Here is a 16,006-nt window from a genome sequence, read left to right on the forward strand (position 1 = left end):
GTCTCCCCGCGCCCCGGGGGCCTTCGCTCCGCCTCCCGTCGCATGACCTCCCCGCGCCGCCTCCCGGCGCGCCGCCTCCCCGCGCGGCGCAGGCGGGCCATCTCCAGCCGCGTCGCCTCCCGGCGCCGCGGCGATTGCGGCCCGCCTCCCTCTGCGCGAAGCTGGGGGGAGGGAGGATCGGCCATGTGCTTCTCGGCGACGGCGAGCTTCGCGGCGGCGGCGGTGCTGACCGGCGCCGGGGCGGTCGCGCTGCGGGCCGCGCTCGGGGCGCGGCTCGGGCCCGGCTGGACCCTCTTCGCCGCCTTCCCGCTGGTCTTCGGCCTGCAGCAGGCGCTCGAGGGGCTGGTCTGGCTGGGGGTCGAGGGCCGGCTCCCGCCCGGCCTCGCGCCCTGGACCACCGCCGGCTTCCTGTTCTTCGCCCTGTGCTTCTGGCCCGTCGCCGGCCCCCTCGCCGGACGGCTGATGGAGACGGAGCCCCGCCGCGCGCAGCTGTTCTCCGGGCTGACCGTGCTGGGGGCGGCGCTGGGCGTCTACCTGCTCGGCCGGGCGCTGGCGGGCTCGGCCGCGCCGCAGGTCCTGGACGGGCGGCTGGCCTACCTTGTCGGCGTCGACTACCCGCCGGGGATCGAGTTCGTCTACCTCGCCGTCGCCGCCAGCGCGCTGCTCGCCTCCTCGCACCGCGAGGCGCGACTGTTCTGGGCGGCGCTGACCGCCTCCTTCGCGCTGGTGGCGGCGACGTGGGAGGTGAAGACCCTGCCCTCGGTCTGGTGCTTCTTCGCCGCCCTGTGCAGCCTGCTGGTGGTGCGGGGGGTGCTGCGCCGCCGGGGGGCGGCGCAGGCGATCACTCGGCCGCGGCCTTCGGGTTGAAGCGGCGGTTGAGCTTCTTCATCCCCCCGATCCAGCGGTCGTAGTTGGCGGTCTTGTTGCGCATGTACTCCAGCACCTCGGGGTGCGGCAGCACCAGGAAGGTCTCTTCCTCGATGCAGCGCAGGCACTCGTCGGCCACCTTCTCCGGCGCCAGCAGCCCGTCCTGCGAGGCGACGCCCCCCTCGTTGCCGCGCACCATGTTGGTGTCCACCGCCTGCGGGCACAGCAGCGAGACGCGGATCCCGTCGTCCCCGTGCGTCAGGGCCAGCCACTCGTTGAACCCCACCGCCGCGTGCTTGGTCACCGCGTAGGAGGCCGAGCCCACCTGGCTCAGCAGCCCCGCCGCCGAGGCGGTGTTGAGGAAATACCCGCCCCCCCGCGCGGCCATCCGCGGGACCAGGTGCCGGGCGGCCCAGACGTGATGCATCACGTTGACCTCCCAGATCTTCTGCCAGGCGTCGTTGGGGATCTCGAGCCCGCCGCGCTGGATGATCCCGGCGTTGGCGCAGAACAGGTCGATGGGCCCGATCTGGTCCTCGACCTCCTCGATCAGCGCCTTGATGTCCTCTTCCTTCGAGACGTCGCACTTGCGCCCCACGCCGCCGATCCCCTCGGCGGTGGCCCTGGCGCCGGCCTCGTCGAGGTCGGCGCAGACCACGGTCTTCGCGCCCGCCCTGGCGAAACGCTCCGCCAGCGCCTTGCCGATGCCGCCGGCGGCGCCGGTGACCACCACGATGCGGTCCTTCACGTCCATGTCGTTCTCCCTGTCGTCTTCGGCGCGGACCGTCAGGTCCACATGTTGGAGCCGCCGCAGACGGTCAGCGCCTGCCCGGTCATGTAGCGGCTGGCGTCCGAGGCGAGATACACCGCCAGCCCCGCGAAATCCTCCGGCTCGCCCAGCCGGCGCAGCGGGATGTCCTCGTTCGCGCGGCGCTCGGCCTCGGGGTTGTCCCACAGGGCCTTGGCGAAGTCGGTGCGGATCAGGCCGGGGCAGATGGCGTTGGCGCGCACGCCCTGCGGCCCGAACTCGGCCGCGAGATTGCGCACCAGCCCGATCAGCGCCAGCTTCGACACCCCGTAAAGCCCCAGCGTCGCCGAGGGCTTGAACGCCCCCACCGACGACGTGAACATCATCGAGCCCGCGCCCTTCGCGATCATGTCCGGGACCACCAGCCGCGCCAGCCACAGGTTGGCCTGCACGTTGGTCGCCATGGTCTTCTCATAGGCCGCGTCCGGGATCTCGGAGATCTTGCCGTAGAAGATGTTCACCCCGGCGTTGCCCACCACGATGTCGATGGGCCCGGCGATCCTGCGGGTCTTCGCGACCAGCGCCTCCAGCTCCGCCGGCCGGCCGGCGTTGGCGGCGACGGCGTGGACGCGATCCGCCCCGATCTCGGCGTTGATCTCGGCCGCGGCCGCGTCGAGCTGGTCCTGCTTGCGCGACGAGATCACCACCGTCGCGCCATGGGCCGCCAGCCCCGCCGCCATCGCGCGGCCCATCCCCTTCGAGGCGCCCGTCAGCAGCGCCACCTTCCCCGTCAGGTCGAACAGTCGGGTCTCCACCATCGCGGCGTCTCCTCCCATGGAAAAGGGCGGGCCGGTCTTGGCGCCGGTCCTGCCCGGATGCGGGCGCGCGTCGGCCCTCGGGGTCAGTCCCGAAGGTCGAAGCGCACGCCGCCGATCATGATGTCGCCCGCGGGGGTCAGCACCCCGCGGGCCTCGGCCTGGGCGCGGGCCCGGCCCGCGTCCACCGCCTGCAGCCGCACGGCCGAAAGCCCCGGGCCCCGCCCGTCCGTCGCCTCGGCGAACCTCACCAGCGCGTCGGCGAGGCGCATCACCGGCATCCCCCCCTCGCGCTCCACCGGCAGGCCGCAGACCGCGGCCCATTTCGCGGCCAGCGCGGCGGGGTCCTCGGACTGCAGCTCGACCCCGGTGATGTCCGAGATCACCTCGGTCGCCACGTCCTCGCGCCAGCTTTCGCCGCCCGCGGGCATCCAGTTGCCGGCCACGTCGGCCTTCTCGTCCCAGTCGACCTCCAGGAACGCCGCCCCCATGTCGGCGGGGTGCAGCTGCATGATGTTCCAGGTCCTGCGGTCGATCTCGTGGGCGACCCGCACGCCCGCCTCGGCGGCCCGCGCACGGACCGCCGCCTGCTCCTCCAGCGTGGGGACCTGGCAGATCACCATGTAGCCCCCGTCGCCGCCGCGCCGGTCCAGATACCGCCCGCCGGCCGTGCCCGGCTGGATCGGGGCGACCACCTCCAGGAAGCGGGCGCCCACGGCGATCAGCGTGTTCTCCAGCCCGTATTTGCCGACCTCCGGATCCACGTGCCCGCGCTTGAGCGAGAACGTGGCGCAGAGGTCGTCGATCACCGGGGCCAGCTCGCGCGCGACCAGCGCGACCTGCCGCAGATGGATGCCCATGGGCGCCTCCCAGTTCAGAGCCTCGGGGTCAGGGCCTCAGCGGTTCTTCCACTGGGGCTGACGCTTCTCGACGAAGGCCTTCACGCCCTCGGTGAAGTCCTCGGTGTCCTTGAGAGCCTGCATCACCGGCTTCGAGGCCGCCATCGCTTCCTTGAAGCGCTCGATCTCGTCCATGGCGACCAGCACCTCCATGGTGGCGCGCACCGAGGAGGGCGAGACCGAGGCGATCTCCCTGGCCTTCTTCATCGCCGCGTCCATCAGCTCGGCCTTCGGGACCACCTGGTTGACGAAGCCCAGCCGCGCGCCTTCCTCGGCCGAGACATGGCGGCCGGTCAGCATCATCTCGACCGCCAGCTTGCGCCCGATCTGGCGCGACAGGCGCTGCACGCCGCCCGCGCCGGCGAAGAGGCCGACCTTGACCTCGGGCAGGGCGAAGGTGGCCGTATCCGCCGCGATGATCACGTCGCAGGCGAGCGCGGTTTCGAACCCGCCGCCCATGGCGAAGCCGTTCACCGCCGCCACGATCGGTTTGGTGCGGTCGTAGCGGGTGGCGAGGCCCGCGAACCCCGCCGGGTTCTGGCTGAGCGGCGCGCCCGAGGCGGTGGCCTTGAGGTCGTTGCCGGCCGAGAACGCCTTCTCCCCCGCCCCGGTCAGCACCGCCACCCACAGGTCGGGATCGGCCTGGAAGTCGTCCCAGACGCGGGCGAGCTCGTCATGCATGGGGCCATGCATGGCGTTGTAGACCTCGGGCCGGTTCAGGGTCACCAGCAGGATATTGCCCTGCGTCTCGGTCTTGCAGAATTCGTAGGTCATCAGGCGACTTTCTCCTCACCCACCTTCAGCCCGCCCAGGTCGAGGTCCACGAAGCGGCCCCCCTCGGCGGCGAGTTTCTTCAGCGTCGCGGCCGGGGCGAAATCGGGATCGTCCGCGCCCAGCTTCTCCATCCGCGCCAGCACGGCCTTGGGCCCCACCATGTCCCCGAACCACATCGGCCCGCCCTTGTCGGACGGCCAGCCGTAGCCGTTGAGCCAGATCACATCGATGTCCGACGGCCGCTGCGCCTTGCAGTCCTCGAGGATGCGCACGCCCTCGTTGATCATCGGGAAGATGCAGGTCTCGATGATCTCGTCCCGGCCCATGGTCGAGGGCTCGGCCCCCGTCACCTCGCGGATCACCCTGGCGGTCACGTCGGAGGGCGAGCCCTTGCGGTCCGCGTCATAGTCGTAATAGCCCGCGCCGGTCTTCTGCCCGCGGCGGTCCATCTCGCACAGCGCGTCGCGGATCGGGTTCTGGGTCTTGGCGCCCTTGCTCCACCCGATGTCGAGGCCCGCGAGGTCCGACATCTGGTAGGGCCCCATCTTGAAGCCGAAGGCGTTCAGCGCCGCGTCCACGTCCCAGGGCATCACGCCCTGGTAGACCAGCTTGTTGGCCTGCACCTGCCGCGCGCGCAGGATGCGGTTGCCCACGAAGCCCGGGCACACCCCCACCAGCGAGGCGACCTTGCCGATCTTCTTCGAGATGTCCATGCAGGTCGCGACCACGTCGTCCGCCGTCTCGTCCGCGCGCACGATCTCCAGCAGCTTCATGACGTTGGCGGGCGAGAAGAAGTGCAGGCCGATCACGTCCGCGGGCCGCGAGGTCTGGGCCGCGATCGCGTCGATATCCAAACCGGAGGTGTTGGTCCCCAGGATCGCCCCGGGCTTCGCCACCTTGTCGAGAGCTGCGAAGATCGACTTCTTCAGGTCCAGGTTCTCGAACACCGCCTCGATGATCAGGTCGCAGTCGGAAAGCGCCTCCATCTCCAGCGTGCCGGTCAGCCGGTCCATGCGCTCGGCCACCTCCTCCTGGGGGAAGCGGCCGCGGTCGGCGCTGCGCTGGTAGTTGGTGCGCACCACGCCCAGGCCGCGGTCCAGCGCCTCCTGCTTGGTCTCCAGGATCGTCACCGGGATCCCGGCCGAGGCGAAGTTCATCGCGATGCCGCCGCCCATGGTGCCGGCGCCGATCACGCCCACCTTGCGGATCTCGCGCAGGGGCAGGCCGGCGGGCAGGCCGTCGATCACCCAGGTCTTGCGCCCGGCCTCGGCGATGTAGGCCGACAGCGCCTCCTTGTCGGGATCGGCGGCGGTGAGGGAGGAGACGGTCATGGGCGAAGCTCCATCGTGGGCCGCGGAGGGGCCCGGCGGCCCCGCGCGCGGCGGAAAGCGGATGAGGGGAGCGCCGGGGGCGCACGGATCTCTCGCCCTCCGAGGCGGATGGCGGTCGGTCTCCTCCCCTTGGTCCGTCGCGGCGCCGGCGATCTCTGTCGCCGCCGGTGCGTCCGGCTGACGGGCGTCAGGACGCTAGGCCGGGCGGCCTCGCGCGGTCAAGCCTGTCGTCCGGTCAGTAAGTAGGTTCAGGCGGTCCCGTCCTCGTCCCGCCGCCCGGTGGCGATGGAGCGCACCAGCCAGAACGGCGCCAATCCCAGGCCGGCCGCGACGATGGCGAGCACGAAGCTCGCCCCATACCCGCCCGTCAGGTCGTGCAGCAGGCCCGAAGCGAAGCCCCCCACCGCCGATCCGATGCCCAGCCCGATGGTGATCATCCCGAACACCGCCCCCACGTTCTGCGGGTAGAGCCGCGCCACCAGCGCCGTCACCACCGGCCCGCGCGAGCCCATGTTGCAGCCGAAGACCGCCACGAACGCCGCCAGCAGCGCGAAGCCCGGCGCCAGCTCCAGCAGCCACAGCACCACGACCCCCAGCGCGCTCATCGAGAACGAGGCCGTCAGCACAGGCCGCCGCCCGAAGCGGTCCGCCAGCCACCCGGTCGCGAGGATCCCCACGATCGACAGCCCCCCGACCACCCCGTAGGCGGTGGCGGCGGCCAGCGGCGAATACCCCAGCTCGGTCAGGTAGGCGACCAGCTGCAGCAGCACCGACCAGGTGCAGACCGCCGTCATCATCAGCGCGACGAACAGGCCCAGGAACTCCTTCTCCAGCAGGATCCGCCGCGGCGGGAACAACGAGCGGGAGCGCGGGGCCGAGGGCCAGCGCCCCGCCCCGATCCGGCGCCACGGCAGCACGACCAGCAGCACCGGGCCGGCGACCAGCAGCGCCCCGCCCATCAGCCGGTAGGCGAAGCGCCAGCCCTCCGCCTCGATGATCGCGGCCGCCAGCGGGGCGACGGTGATCATGCCCACCGAGAGGCCCGCGTAGGCGCCCGCCATGGCCATGGTCAGCTCGCCCCGGAACCAGCGCGCGATCAGGCCCGCGCCGACCGCCATGCCGGTTCCGGCGACGCCGAAGCCGACCATGATGCCGGGGCCGAGCACCGCCATCCACCACTGGGTCATGACCGAGGCGACCAGCAGCCCCGCCCCGAACAGCATCAGCGCCGGGATCCAGACCGCCCGCGCCCCGTGCCGGTCGAACAGCGCCCCCGCCAACGGCGCCGCCAGCCCCTGCGCGATCATGTAGACCGCGTAGATCGAGGAGAACGCCCCCCGGCTCCACCCCAGGTCCTCGGTCACCGGCAGCAGGAACACGGCGAAGCTCTCGCCCAGGCCGCGGGCGAGCATGTTCATCGCGAAGCACAGCGCCACGACCGCGAGGCCGGCGCCCGCCATCTCGCGGCCGGCGAACTCGGGGGGCTGCGCGTCGGAAGGGCCCCGCGGCGTCGCCGCGGGGCCGGCCTGCATCTGCGGACGTTCCATCAGCCGAACATCAGGTCCGGCAGCCAGGTGATGATCTGCGGGAACAGGATCAGCAGCAGGATGGTCAGCGCATCGGCGATGAAGAACAGGAAGATGCCCTTGAACACGTCGGTCAGCGGGATGTCCGGGCGCACGCCGTTGACGACGAAGCAGTTCAGCCCGATGGGCGGCGTGATCAGGCAGACCTCGGCCATCTTCACCACGATGATCCCGAACCAGATCGAGCACTGCCCCCCGCTGAGCCCGAAGGCGCTGTCGGCGGCCGAGACGTCCGGCCCCCCGTTCAGCGCGATCACCGCCGGGTAGACCACCGGCAGCGTCAGCAGCAGCAGGCCGATGGCGTCCATGAACATGCCCAGCACGACATAGCCCATCAGGATCCCGCCGAGGATCAGGTAGGGGTTGGCGTCGAAGCCCAGGATCCAGGTCGCGAACGCCTCCGGCAGGCCCGAGAAGCCCAGGAACCGCCCGAAGATCAGCACGCCCCAGATCAGCGAGAAGATCATCACGACGAGCTTCGAGGTCTCCATCAGCGCGGCGCGCAGCGAGGGCCAGCGCATCCCGTTGATCCAGGCCACCACCAGCACCACGAAGGCGCCCAGCGCGCCGGCCTCGGTCGGCGTCGCCCAGCCGCCGTAGACGGCCGAGACGATGATCACCACCACCGCCGCGATCGGGAACAGCCCGGGCAGGGAGCGGAAGCGCTCGCCCCAGGTGACGCCCCGGATCGGGGGGCCTGCCTCGGGGTGCAGGCTCGCCCAGACGATGATGATGGCCGCGTAGACCACCGCCGAGAAGATGCCCGGCAGGAAGCCCGCCAGCAGCAGCGCGCCCACGGATTCCTCGACGATGACCGCATAGATCACCAGGATCGTGGACGGCGGGATCAGCGAGGCCAGCGTCCCCGCCGCCGCCACCACGCCGGCGGCCAGCCGCTTGTTGTAGCCCGCCTCCAGCATCTCCGGGATCGCCACGCGGGAGAACACCGCCGCCGTGGCGACCGACGCGCCCGACACCGCGGCGAAGCCCGCCGCGGCGAAGACCGAGGCCACCGCCAGCCCTCCCGGCACCCAGCCGATCCAGGCCCGCGCCGCGGCGAAGAGCTGCCGCGTCATGCCGGCGTGGAAGGCGAGGTAGCCGATCAGGATGAACATCGGCAGCAGCCCCAGCACGAAGCTGACTGACTTCGAGAACGGGATCTGCCCCACGGCCGAGGCCGCGCCGTGCCAGCCGATCAGCTCGACGAGCCCCACCAGCCCGACGATGCCGGCGGCGAAGACCACCCGCACGCCGAGAATGACCAGGACCAGCAGCAGGCCCATGCACAGGATGCCGACCTCGGTCGGGTTCATGTAGCCGATGCCGAAGATCGCCTCCGGCTGGCCGTCGATCAGGGCCTGAAGGTTCATTTGCGGCCCTCCCGCCCGGCGGTCTCGCGCTCATGGACCAGCGCGTCGTCGTCGCGCTCGATCCCGGCCTCGCGGATCTCGCGCTCCGCCTCCTGGGCCGGGGTCAGCTGCAGGGGCACGGCCACCGGCTCGGCCGAGGGCCAGACCGTCAGGCGCAGATAGCCCAGGGTCTCGATGCCGAGGCGCAGCGCCCAGATCGAGAAGGCGATGGGCACCAGCAGCTTGGCGGGCCAGGTCGGGAACTCGATGTCGACGGTGGAGTCGCCGATCTGCCAGGCGTTGAGGAAGAACTCCCACGAATAGCGGATCAGCACGATCACCAGGCACAGGCCCGCGAAGGTGGCCAGCGCCTCGATCGCCCAGCGCAGCCGACCGGGCAGGGAGCCGATGATCAGCTCCATGCGGATGTGGGCCCCCAGGCGCTGGGCGTAGGCCGCGCCCAGGAAGGCGAAGATCGCGATCGTCTGCTCGGAGATGTCGAGATAGCCGGTGATCGGATAGCCCGCGATCCGGCTGGCGATCGAGATCGTGGTGCCGATCATCAGCACGAAGATCGTCACCGCCGCGAAGATGTTCAGCCCGTCCTCGAGCTTGCCCAGCAGCCCCGAGACCGCGCCCAGCGCGCCGCCTCCGCCCGTTGCGCCGGGATCTGTCCCGGCCGTGCCCACGCCCGCCATCGGGTTCCTTTCGCATCGGCCCCGAGAACGCCCCCGGCTCCGGGCCGCGGGGCGGCCGGCGCGGGGACGTCGTCGGAAAATCAGGAGCCGCGCGCTCCGGCCTCCGACGCCGCGCAGGGCCCGGGGGCCGGAGCGGGAGGAGGGCGGCCGGAGCCCCGCGGAACAGCGACGCCCCGGGGCCGGAGCGGACGGCGCGGACCGCCCGCGCGCGGGGGCGCCTGCCGCGGCCCCCGCGCTCCGGCCCCGGGGCTCAGGTCCTCAGCTCTCCTCGCCCTTGGCGAGGGACAGCACCAGGTCCAGCACCGCCTGGGCGTCGAACTGGTCCTTGTTGGCCGCGACCCACTCGTCCCAGACCGGCTGGCCGCCCAGCTCGCGGAAGGCGGCGAGCTGCTCGTCGGTGTAGACCACCTCGGTCAGCGCCTCGCGGAACATCGGCAGGTTCTCGGCGTCGGCCTCGTCGTAGGCGGCCTTGTAGACCTCGCGGATCTCGGGCTTCAGGTCCTCGAGCAGCTGCTGGTACTGCTCGGGCAGCGCCTCCCAGGCGGTCTTGGAGATCACCACCGGGCAGTCCGAGGTGCCGGGCGCCATGTTCGAGGTGAACCAGTCCGCCACCTCGTGGATCTTGTAGGAGGCGTGCGCGTAGGTATAGGGCAGGCTCTCGGCGTCGATGGTGCCGCGCTGGATGGCGGTGTAGACCTCGGTCGCGGGCATCGACTGGCGGATGGCGCCCAGCTTCTCGACCGCCTCGCCGACGCCGCCGCCCGCGCGCACCCGCAGGCCGGAGAAGTCCTCGGGCTTCAGCGGCGGCTCGCCCTTGCCCATGAACTCGTACTGCGGAAGGTTGGTGGTGACGTAGTACATGGCGTTCCAGGCCGCCATCTCGTCCTTCAGGATCGGGTGCTCGTAGAGCCCCATCCGCACCTTCCAGGCCGTATCGAAGTCCGGGATCGGCAGGAACGGCATGGTCATCACCATGTTCGCCGGGTTCTTGCCGGGGTGGTAGAAGTTGCAGAAGGCGGCGGCCTCGAAGGCGCCGGCCTTCAGCCCGTCCAGGTTCTCCTTGGCCTTCGAGATCTGCTCGCCGAAGAAGACGCGCACCTTGAAATTGCCGCCGGTCTCCTCCTCGAGCCGCTTGGCCATGTGCTCGATGCCGGCGGTGAAGGCCCGCGGGTTGCCCCAGACCGAGAACTTCCAGAACACGCTGGGGCCGTCGACGTTGGCGGCGAGCGCGGCCGAGGGCGCGACGAGGCCAAGGACGGCGGCGGCGAGGACGCCTTTCGCGCCCGTCCGCAGGATGCGGCGATGGGTCATGACACCTCCCTGTGTCGATTTCAGACGCTCTTTCGGCGTCTTGGATGCAGCGACGGGCGGTGGTCCGCCCTGTTCACGCCTCAGGAGAGACAGGCGCCGTCCCCCAAGTCAACCGTTCGCGACCTTCCCGGGTCGGAGACGGACGCCGCCTCGTCCCGGCCCTCGGGCCGTCGCCGCTCCCCGCTGCGGCGAGGGGGTCGCGGCCCGCTCCCGCGGGGCGCGAAATCCTGACCTTCGCGGCGCCCTTGCGGGGCGATTTTCCCGCGCCCTGCGCCCACTTGCCCGCTGGCCCCCGGTCGGCGGGCGCCGCCAACATGCCCCCTTCCGGGGCCGCAGAGGGAGCGGGACGAGATGAGCGAGATCCACGACGTCATCGTGGTCGGGGCGGGCTCCGCCGGGGCGGCGCTGGCCGGGCGGCTCAGCGAGGACCCCGCCTGCCGCGTCCTGCTGCTCGAGGCCGGCGCCGACTGGCGCAGCGCCGAGGCGCCCTGGGCCGCGCGCTCGGCCAACATCTTCCCCTTCATGATGCAGCCCGCCCACCAGGCCGAATGGCAATGGCCGGGCGTGTGGAGCCGGCGCACCGCCGTCCAGCAGCCCCGCCACTACTGGCGCGGCCGGGGGCTGGGCGGCAGCTCTCTGGTCAACGCCCAGATCGCGATCTGGGGCGTGGGCGCCGCCTTCGACGCCTGGGCCGAGGCCGGCTGCGAGGGCTGGTCGGCCGCCGACGTGCTCCCTCTGTTCGCGCGGATGGAGCACGACCCCGAGATGGCCCAGGCCAACCATCACGGCCAGGGCGGCCCGCTGCCGATCTACCGCGCCCCGCAGGACAGCTGGGGCCCCATCGACCGCGGCCTGCGCGACGCAGCCCTCGCGGTCGGCCACCCCTGGAACCCCGACCTCAACGCCCCCGACGGCGAGGGCGTCTCCTGCTATCCGATCAACAGCCGCGACGGGCGGCGGGTGACCACCAACGACGGCTATCTCGAACCCGCCCGCGGACGCGCCAACCTGACGATCGTGGGCCACGCCCTCGTCGACCGGGTGCTGATCGAGCAGGGCCGCGCCACGGGCGTCGTCGCCCGCGTGGGGGGCGAGGCGCGGACCTTCCGCGGCCGCGAGATCGTGCTCAGCGCCGGCGCCGTGCATTCGCCCGCGATCCTGATGCGCTCGGGCCTCGGCCCCTCGATGCAGCTCCGCGCCCACGGCATCGCCGTCCAGCGCGAGATGCCCGAGGTCGGGCGCAACTTCATGGACCACCCGATGCTGCGCATCCGCGTCCACCTCGACCCCGCCCACGCCATGGCGGGGCGGGACTCGCGCCACACCAACTGCTGCGTCACCTACTCCTCCGGCCTCGGCGAGGGGGGCGTGCGCGACATGATCCTGATCGGCTTCAACCACCGCAACATCGAGGGCCACGACGCGCCCGACACCGGCGGCGCGGTGGGCATCGGCCTCTTCGACGCCTTCTCCCGCGGCGAGGTCACGCTGACCTCCGCCCGCCCCGAGGACGACCCGCAGGTGGAGGAGAACATGCTCTCCGACCCCCGCGACCTGCTCAGGATGCGCGACGGGGTGCGCCGGGTGCGCGAGATGACCCGCCAGCCCGCGCTGCGCGGCATCTCGACGGGGACCGAGCTGGGCGAGTCCGGCCTCGACGTCGAGGCCGCCGCCGACCTGCCGGACGAGGCGCTCGACGCGCTGATCCTCGCCCAGGTCGGCGACATCCAGCACGCCGCCGGCACCTGCCGGATGAGCGCCTTCCGCGACCCGCAAGGGGTGGTGAACCCGGACCTGCAGGTGAAGGGCGTGCCGGGGCTGCGGGTGGCCGACGCCTCGGTGATGCCGATGGACTGCCGGGCGAACACCCACATGACCTGCGTGATGATCGGCGAATGGCTCGCCGACCGCCTGAAGGCCGAGGCCCGCGCCGCCGCCTGAGGCGGCGCGGCCCGGGCCGGGACCGGCCGCGCGCCGCAGGGCGCCCGTCTCCCGAGGCGGGGGCGTCCTTCGCCCCGCAGGCGCCAGGGTCAGGCCCGGGGCGCCTGCCGGCGGGGCAGACCTCGCGCCCCTGCGCGCCCCGTGGAAGCCGCCTCCGCAGATTGGAAGGGCGGCGCCGAAAACCGTAAGCCGCCCTTGCCAACCCGCCTGCGAACGGGGCGCCCGTGCCCGCGCGGAGCGTCTTTTGGCGACATCGGCAGGTCGGAAACCCGCCATCGGGGTTGTCATCGGCCCATGAATGAATCCTAATTGACTGAGCAGTCAACGACGCGCGCCGCCAGCCCACGGGTTCGGGGCCGCGCAGACGTCCGACCGATCCGGGGGGCGCCGAAGAAAATGCCAGGCCGCCCGGGAAGCCTCAGGGAGACGACCTCGATGAACAGATTCATGGCCGCCGCCGTCGGCGCCCTCGCCATGCCCCCGATCCTCTTCGCCGCCTCCGCCTCCGCCGCCGACTGCGGCGAGGTGGTGATGACCGAGATGAACTGGAAATCCTCCCAGGTCGTCACCGCCGTCGCCGAATTCGTGCTCGAGCAGGGCTACGGCTGCGACGTGAAGATGGTCGCCTCCTCGACCGTCCCCGCGCTCGCCTCCGTGGCCGAGACCGGCGAGCCCGACATCGTCACCGAGCTGTGGATCAACGGCGCGCCCAGCTACGCCAGGATGCAGGCCGAGGGGAAGATCACCACCCTGACCGACGTCCTCTCCGACGGGGGCGTCGAGGGCTGGTGGATCCCGCAATACGTGGTCGACGCGCACCCCGAGGCGGCGACGCTGGAGGGCATCCTCGCCAATCCCGAGCTGGTCGGAAACCGCTTCCACCAGTGCCCCGAGGGCTGGGGCTGCCAGCGCGCCAACGCCTCCAAGGGCGCCGCGGCCGGGCTCGAGGAGGCGGGCATCGAGATCTTCCAGCACGGCTCCGGCGAGACGCTGGCCGCCTCCATCGCCTCGGCCTTCGAGAACGAGGAGCCCTGGTTCGGCTACTACTGGGGCCCCACCGCGATCCTGGGCAAGTACCCGATGCACAAGATCTCGCTGGGCGAGTACGACGAGGAGATCCACATGTGCGACACCGACCCCGAGTGCCCGACCCGCGGCCAGGGCCTGTCGGAATACCCCGTCGGCCCGGTGAAGACCGTGGTCACCACCGACTTCGCCGACAACCACCCCCAGGCCGCCGCCTTCATGTCGAACCTGTCGTTCACCAACGACCAGATGAACGCCCTGCTGGCCTGGATGGACGAGAACGAGGCCACCGCCGAGGAGGCCGCCGTCCACTTCCTGACCACCGAGAAGGAGCTGTGGATGAGCTGGATCCCCGAGGAGAACGTGAAGTCCACCCTCGCCGGCTTCTTCTGATCCAGCGATCCCCGGGCCTCGCCCCCGCCCCGGCGGCGGGGGCGCGACGGCCCGCCGAACCCGCGCCGGGCGACCCCCGCCCGGCGCGAAGCGCATCCGGCGCGCGCCGGACGGACCACGAGGGGCGGCATGGCATTCTACACCGGCGTCTTCGACAGCCTCGGGCTGCGCGAGTGGTGCGACGCGGACAAGCAGGACGGGCCGCTCAGCATGGCCCAGCTCCTCGCCCGCAAGAAGGCGGCCGAGGCCGGCGGCGACGCGCAGGCGGCGATGGACGCGATCTCCGGCCCCGCGCCCTTCCCCTCGCTCGACGAGCTGCACCGCGCCTGCGACGCGGTCCCGCGCACCCGCGACTTCACCTCCGGCGCCGAGCAGCTGTTCCTCGACGTGAAGGACCCGCTGAAGGTGGTCCTCGACCCGATCACCCAGCCGCTGAGCTTCCTGCTCGACGAGTCGCTGGCCCTCTTCATGTGGCTGCCCTGGTACGTGCTGATCCCCTTGCTGGCCCTGCTGACCTGGTGGGCGACGCGCTCGTGGAAGGTGCTGGCGCTGGTGGCGGCGAGCTTCCTGGGCATGGCCTTCATCGACCACTACGACTACGCCGTCCAGACCCTCTCCATCGTCTTCGTGTGCACGATCTTCTGCGTGATCCTGGGCGTGCCCATCGGCATCGCCATGGCCCGCTCCGACCGGCTGCAGGGGGGGCTGACGCCGGTTCTGGACATGCTCCAGACGCTGCCGACCTTCGTCTACCTGATCCCGCTGATCTTCCTGTTCTCGGTGACGGAATCGAAGCTCTACGGCATCGCCATCATCCTCTACGCCATCGTCCCGGTGATCCGGCTGACCAACCTCGGCATCCGGCTGGTGGACCGCGACGTGATCGAGGCCGCCGACGCCTTCGGCATGACCTCCCGCCAGAAGCTCTGGGGCGTGCAGATCCCGCTGGCCCTTCCCAACATCATGGCGGGCGTCAACCAGACGATCATGATGAGCCTCGCCATGGTGGTCATCGCCTCGCTGGTCTCGGCCCCCGGCCTCGGCGTGCTGGTCCTGCGCGGCATCCGCAACCTCGAGCTCGGCGTCGGCCTGGTCTCGGGCCTGTGCATCGTGCTGCTGGCCATCGTGCTCGACCGCTCCACCAAGGCCGCGCTCGAGCGCATCGACCGCTCCGAGCGCTGAGGAGGCCGTGATGACCCGACCCAAGGTTTCGATCCGCGGCCTCTACAAGATCTTCGGCGGCGATCCCGAACGCGCGCTCGCCGCCGTCAAGCGCGGCATGGGCAAGACCGAGCTGCTGGAGAGCCAGGGCCATGTCCTGGGCCTGCAGGACATCAACGTCGACGTGGCGGCGGGCCGGATCACGGTGATCATGGGCCTCTCGGGCTCGGGCAAGTCCACCCTGATCCGCCACCTAAACCGCCTGATCGAGCCTACCGCGGGCGAGATCCTGGTCGACGGCGAGGACGTGATGAAGCTCGGCCCCCGCGCCCTGCTGGAGATGCGCAAGACCCGCATGTCGATGGTCTTCCAGAAGTTCGCCCTGTTCCCCCACCGCACGGTGCTGGAGAACGCCGGCGCCTCCCGCCGGATCCGCGGCGAGACGGCGGACGTGGCGGACCGCGAGGGCCGCCGCTGGCTCGAACGGGTGGGGCTGGCGGGCTACGAGAACGCCTATCCCGCCCAGCTCTCGGGCGGCATGCAGCAGCGCGTGGGGATCGCCCGGGCGCTGACCTCGGACAGCGACATCATGCTGATGGACGAGGCGTTCTCGGCCCTCGATCCCCTGATCCGCACCGACATGCAGGACCTGCTGCTGGCGTTGCAGACCGAGCTGCACAAGACCATCGTCTTCATCACCCACGACCTCGACGAGGCCCTGAAGCTCGCCGATCACCTGGTGATCCTGAAGGACGGCCGCGTGGTCCAGCAGGGCGAGCCGCAGGAGATCCTGCTCCACCCCAACGACCCCTACATCGTCGACTTCATCTCGGACATCAACCGCGCCCGGGTGCTGCGCGTCCGCTCGGTGATGGAGCGCACGCAGGCCCCGCCGGAGGCCGCCGCGGGCGAGATCGAGGAGAACGCGACCCTCGAATCCGTCATCGCCCTCTCGGGCGGCGACACGGGCAAGGTCTACCGGGTGATGCAGGACGGCGCGCAGACCGGCGTCCTGCACATGCAGGACCTGGTCCGCGCCCTGGTCCCCACCGCCGCCAGCGAAGACGGCCTGCGCGCCGGCGCCGCCTGAGGGGCGCCGGGCGGGGC

14 protein-coding genes are annotated in these 16,006 nt (G+C 71.5%); 5 read left to right on the plus strand and 9 right to left on the minus strand.

Annotated features, from left to right (window positions below):
• The first annotated feature begins 183 nt into the window (after positions 1–183).
• Positions 184–867, plus strand: a complete 684-nt coding sequence (locus BM064_RS06935) for a DUF6629 family protein (protein ID WP_092859026.1) — start codon at positions 184–186, stop codon at positions 865–867.
• Here BM064_RS06935 and BM064_RS06940 read toward each other — a convergent pair.
• From BM064_RS06940 to dctP, 9 genes are all read right to left on the minus strand, one after another.
• Positions 842–1,621, minus strand: a complete 780-nt coding sequence (locus BM064_RS06940; protein WP_092859027.1) for an SDR family oxidoreductase — start codon at positions 1,619–1,621, stop codon at positions 842–844. The genes BM064_RS06935 and BM064_RS06940 overlap by 26 nt on opposite strands.
• Positions 1,622–1,653: 32 nt before the next feature.
• Entirely contained in the window at positions 1,654–2,433 is a 780-nt protein-coding gene (locus BM064_RS06945) for an SDR family NAD(P)-dependent oxidoreductase (protein ID WP_092859028.1), read from the minus strand.
• 83 nt (positions 2,434–2,516) lie between these two features.
• Complete coding sequence (locus BM064_RS06950) at positions 2,517–3,290, minus strand: VOC family protein (RefSeq protein ID WP_092859029.1); 774 nt, start codon at positions 3,288–3,290, stop codon at positions 2,517–2,519.
• A 36-nt stretch (positions 3,291–3,326) separates the two neighbouring features.
• Entirely contained in the window at positions 3,327–4,103 is a 777-nt protein-coding gene (locus tag BM064_RS06955) for an enoyl-CoA hydratase-related protein (protein ID WP_092859030.1), read from the minus strand.
• Positions 4,103–5,434 carry a 3-hydroxyacyl-CoA dehydrogenase gene (locus tag BM064_RS06960; protein ID WP_092859031.1) on the minus strand — a complete coding sequence of 444 codons (1,332 nt, stop codon included), beginning with the start codon at positions 5,432–5,434 and terminating at the stop codon, positions 4,103–4,105. The genes BM064_RS06955 and BM064_RS06960 overlap by 1 nt, the downstream gene beginning before the upstream one ends.
• 248 nt (positions 5,435–5,682) lie before the next feature.
• Complete coding sequence (locus BM064_RS06965) at positions 5,683–6,981, minus strand: MFS transporter (protein ID WP_092859032.1); 1,299 nt, start codon at positions 6,979–6,981, stop codon at positions 5,683–5,685.
• The gene (locus BM064_RS06970; RefSeq protein ID WP_092859292.1) at positions 6,981–8,333 is read right to left on the minus strand and encodes a TRAP transporter large permease; all 1,353 of its coding nucleotides are present in this window, start codon (positions 8,331–8,333) and stop codon (positions 6,981–6,983) included. Before BM064_RS06970 ends, BM064_RS06965 begins: the two co-directional genes overlap by 1 nt.
• Before the next feature lie 53 nt (positions 8,334–8,386).
• The gene (locus BM064_RS06975) at positions 8,387–9,067 is read right to left on the minus strand and encodes a TRAP transporter small permease (protein WP_218160971.1); all 681 of its coding nucleotides are present in this window, start codon (positions 9,065–9,067) and stop codon (positions 8,387–8,389) included.
• Positions 9,068–9,325: 258 nt separating this feature from the next.
• On the minus strand, positions 9,326–10,378 hold the full coding sequence (gene dctP / locus BM064_RS06980) for a TRAP transporter substrate-binding protein DctP (protein WP_092859033.1): 1,053 nt from the start codon (positions 10,376–10,378) through the stop codon (positions 9,326–9,328).
• Positions 10,379–10,729: 351 nt separating this feature from the next.
• Here dctP and BM064_RS06985 point away from each other — a divergent pair, with 351 nt between their 5' ends.
• The 4 genes from BM064_RS06985 to BM064_RS07000 all read left to right on the plus strand — a co-directional run bounded on the left by BM064_RS06985 (position 10,730) and on the right by BM064_RS07000 (position 15,989).
• On the plus strand, positions 10,730–12,319 hold the full coding sequence (locus BM064_RS06985) for a GMC family oxidoreductase (protein WP_218160972.1): 1,590 nt from the start codon (positions 10,730–10,732) through the stop codon (positions 12,317–12,319).
• Between the two features lie 435 nt (positions 12,320–12,754).
• Positions 12,755–13,738 carry a glycine betaine ABC transporter substrate-binding protein gene (locus BM064_RS06990; protein ID WP_092859034.1) on the plus strand — a complete coding sequence of 328 codons (984 nt, stop codon included), beginning with the start codon at positions 12,755–12,757 and terminating at the stop codon, positions 13,736–13,738.
• A 129-nt stretch (positions 13,739–13,867) separates the two neighbouring features.
• Positions 13,868–14,920, plus strand: coding sequence for an ABC transporter permease (locus BM064_RS06995; protein WP_092859035.1), 1,053 nt, complete (start codon positions 13,868–13,870; stop codon positions 14,918–14,920).
• Between the two features lie 10 nt (positions 14,921–14,930).
• Positions 14,931–15,989, plus strand: coding sequence for a quaternary amine ABC transporter ATP-binding protein (locus BM064_RS07000; protein ID WP_092859036.1), 1,059 nt, complete (start codon positions 14,931–14,933; stop codon positions 15,987–15,989).
• The last annotated feature ends 17 nt before the right edge of the window (positions 15,990–16,006 follow it).

Source organism: Albimonas pacifica, assembly GCF_900113695.1.
In the GTDB taxonomy this organism is placed as follows: domain Bacteria; phylum Pseudomonadota; class Alphaproteobacteria; order Rhodobacterales; family Rhodobacteraceae; genus Albimonas; species Albimonas pacifica.

Excerpts from the sequence above, each read along its gene's own strand:
- BM064_RS06995 (WP_092859035.1), top strand. The coding sequence starts at position 13,868 with ATGGCATTCTACACCGGCGTCTTCGACAGCCTCGGGCTGCGCGAGTGG.
- BM064_RS06965 (WP_092859032.1), bottom strand. The coding sequence starts at position 6,981 with ATGGAACGTCCGCAGATGCAGGCCGGCCCCGCGGCGACGCCGCGGGGC.
- BM064_RS06990 (WP_092859034.1), top strand. The coding sequence starts at position 12,755 with ATGAACAGATTCATGGCCGCCGCCGTCGGCGCCCTCGCCATGCCCCCG.
- BM064_RS06945 (WP_092859028.1), bottom strand. The coding sequence starts at position 2,433 with ATGGTGGAGACCCGACTGTTCGACCTGACGGGGAAGGTGGCGCTGCTG.
- BM064_RS06955 (WP_092859030.1), bottom strand. The coding sequence starts at position 4,103 with ATGACCTACGAATTCTGCAAGACCGAGACGCAGGGCAATATCCTGCTG.
- dctP (WP_092859033.1), bottom strand. The coding sequence starts at position 10,378 with ATGACCCATCGCCGCATCCTGCGGACGGGCGCGAAAGGCGTCCTCGCC.
- BM064_RS06940 (WP_092859027.1), bottom strand. The coding sequence starts at position 1,621 with ATGGACGTGAAGGACCGCATCGTGGTGGTCACCGGCGCCGCCGGCGGC.
- BM064_RS06970 (WP_092859292.1), bottom strand. The coding sequence starts at position 8,333 with ATGAACCCGACCGAGGTCGGCATCCTGTGCATGGGCCTGCTGCTGGTC.
- BM064_RS06985 (WP_218160972.1), top strand. The coding sequence starts at position 10,730 with ATGAGCGAGATCCACGACGTCATCGTGGTCGGGGCGGGCTCCGCCGGG.
- BM064_RS06935 (WP_092859026.1), top strand. The coding sequence starts at position 184 with ATGTGCTTCTCGGCGACGGCGAGCTTCGCGGCGGCGGCGGTGCTGACC.
- BM064_RS06960 (WP_092859031.1), bottom strand. The coding sequence starts at position 5,434 with ATGACCGTCTCCTCCCTCACCGCCGCCGATCCCGACAAGGAGGCGCTG.
- BM064_RS07000 (WP_092859036.1), top strand. The coding sequence starts at position 14,931 with ATGACCCGACCCAAGGTTTCGATCCGCGGCCTCTACAAGATCTTCGGC.
- BM064_RS06950 (WP_092859029.1), bottom strand. The coding sequence starts at position 3,290 with ATGGGCATCCATCTGCGGCAGGTCGCGCTGGTCGCGCGCGAGCTGGCC.
- BM064_RS06975 (WP_218160971.1), bottom strand. The coding sequence starts at position 9,067 with ATGGCGGGCGTGGGCACGGCCGGGACAGATCCCGGCGCAACGGGCGGA.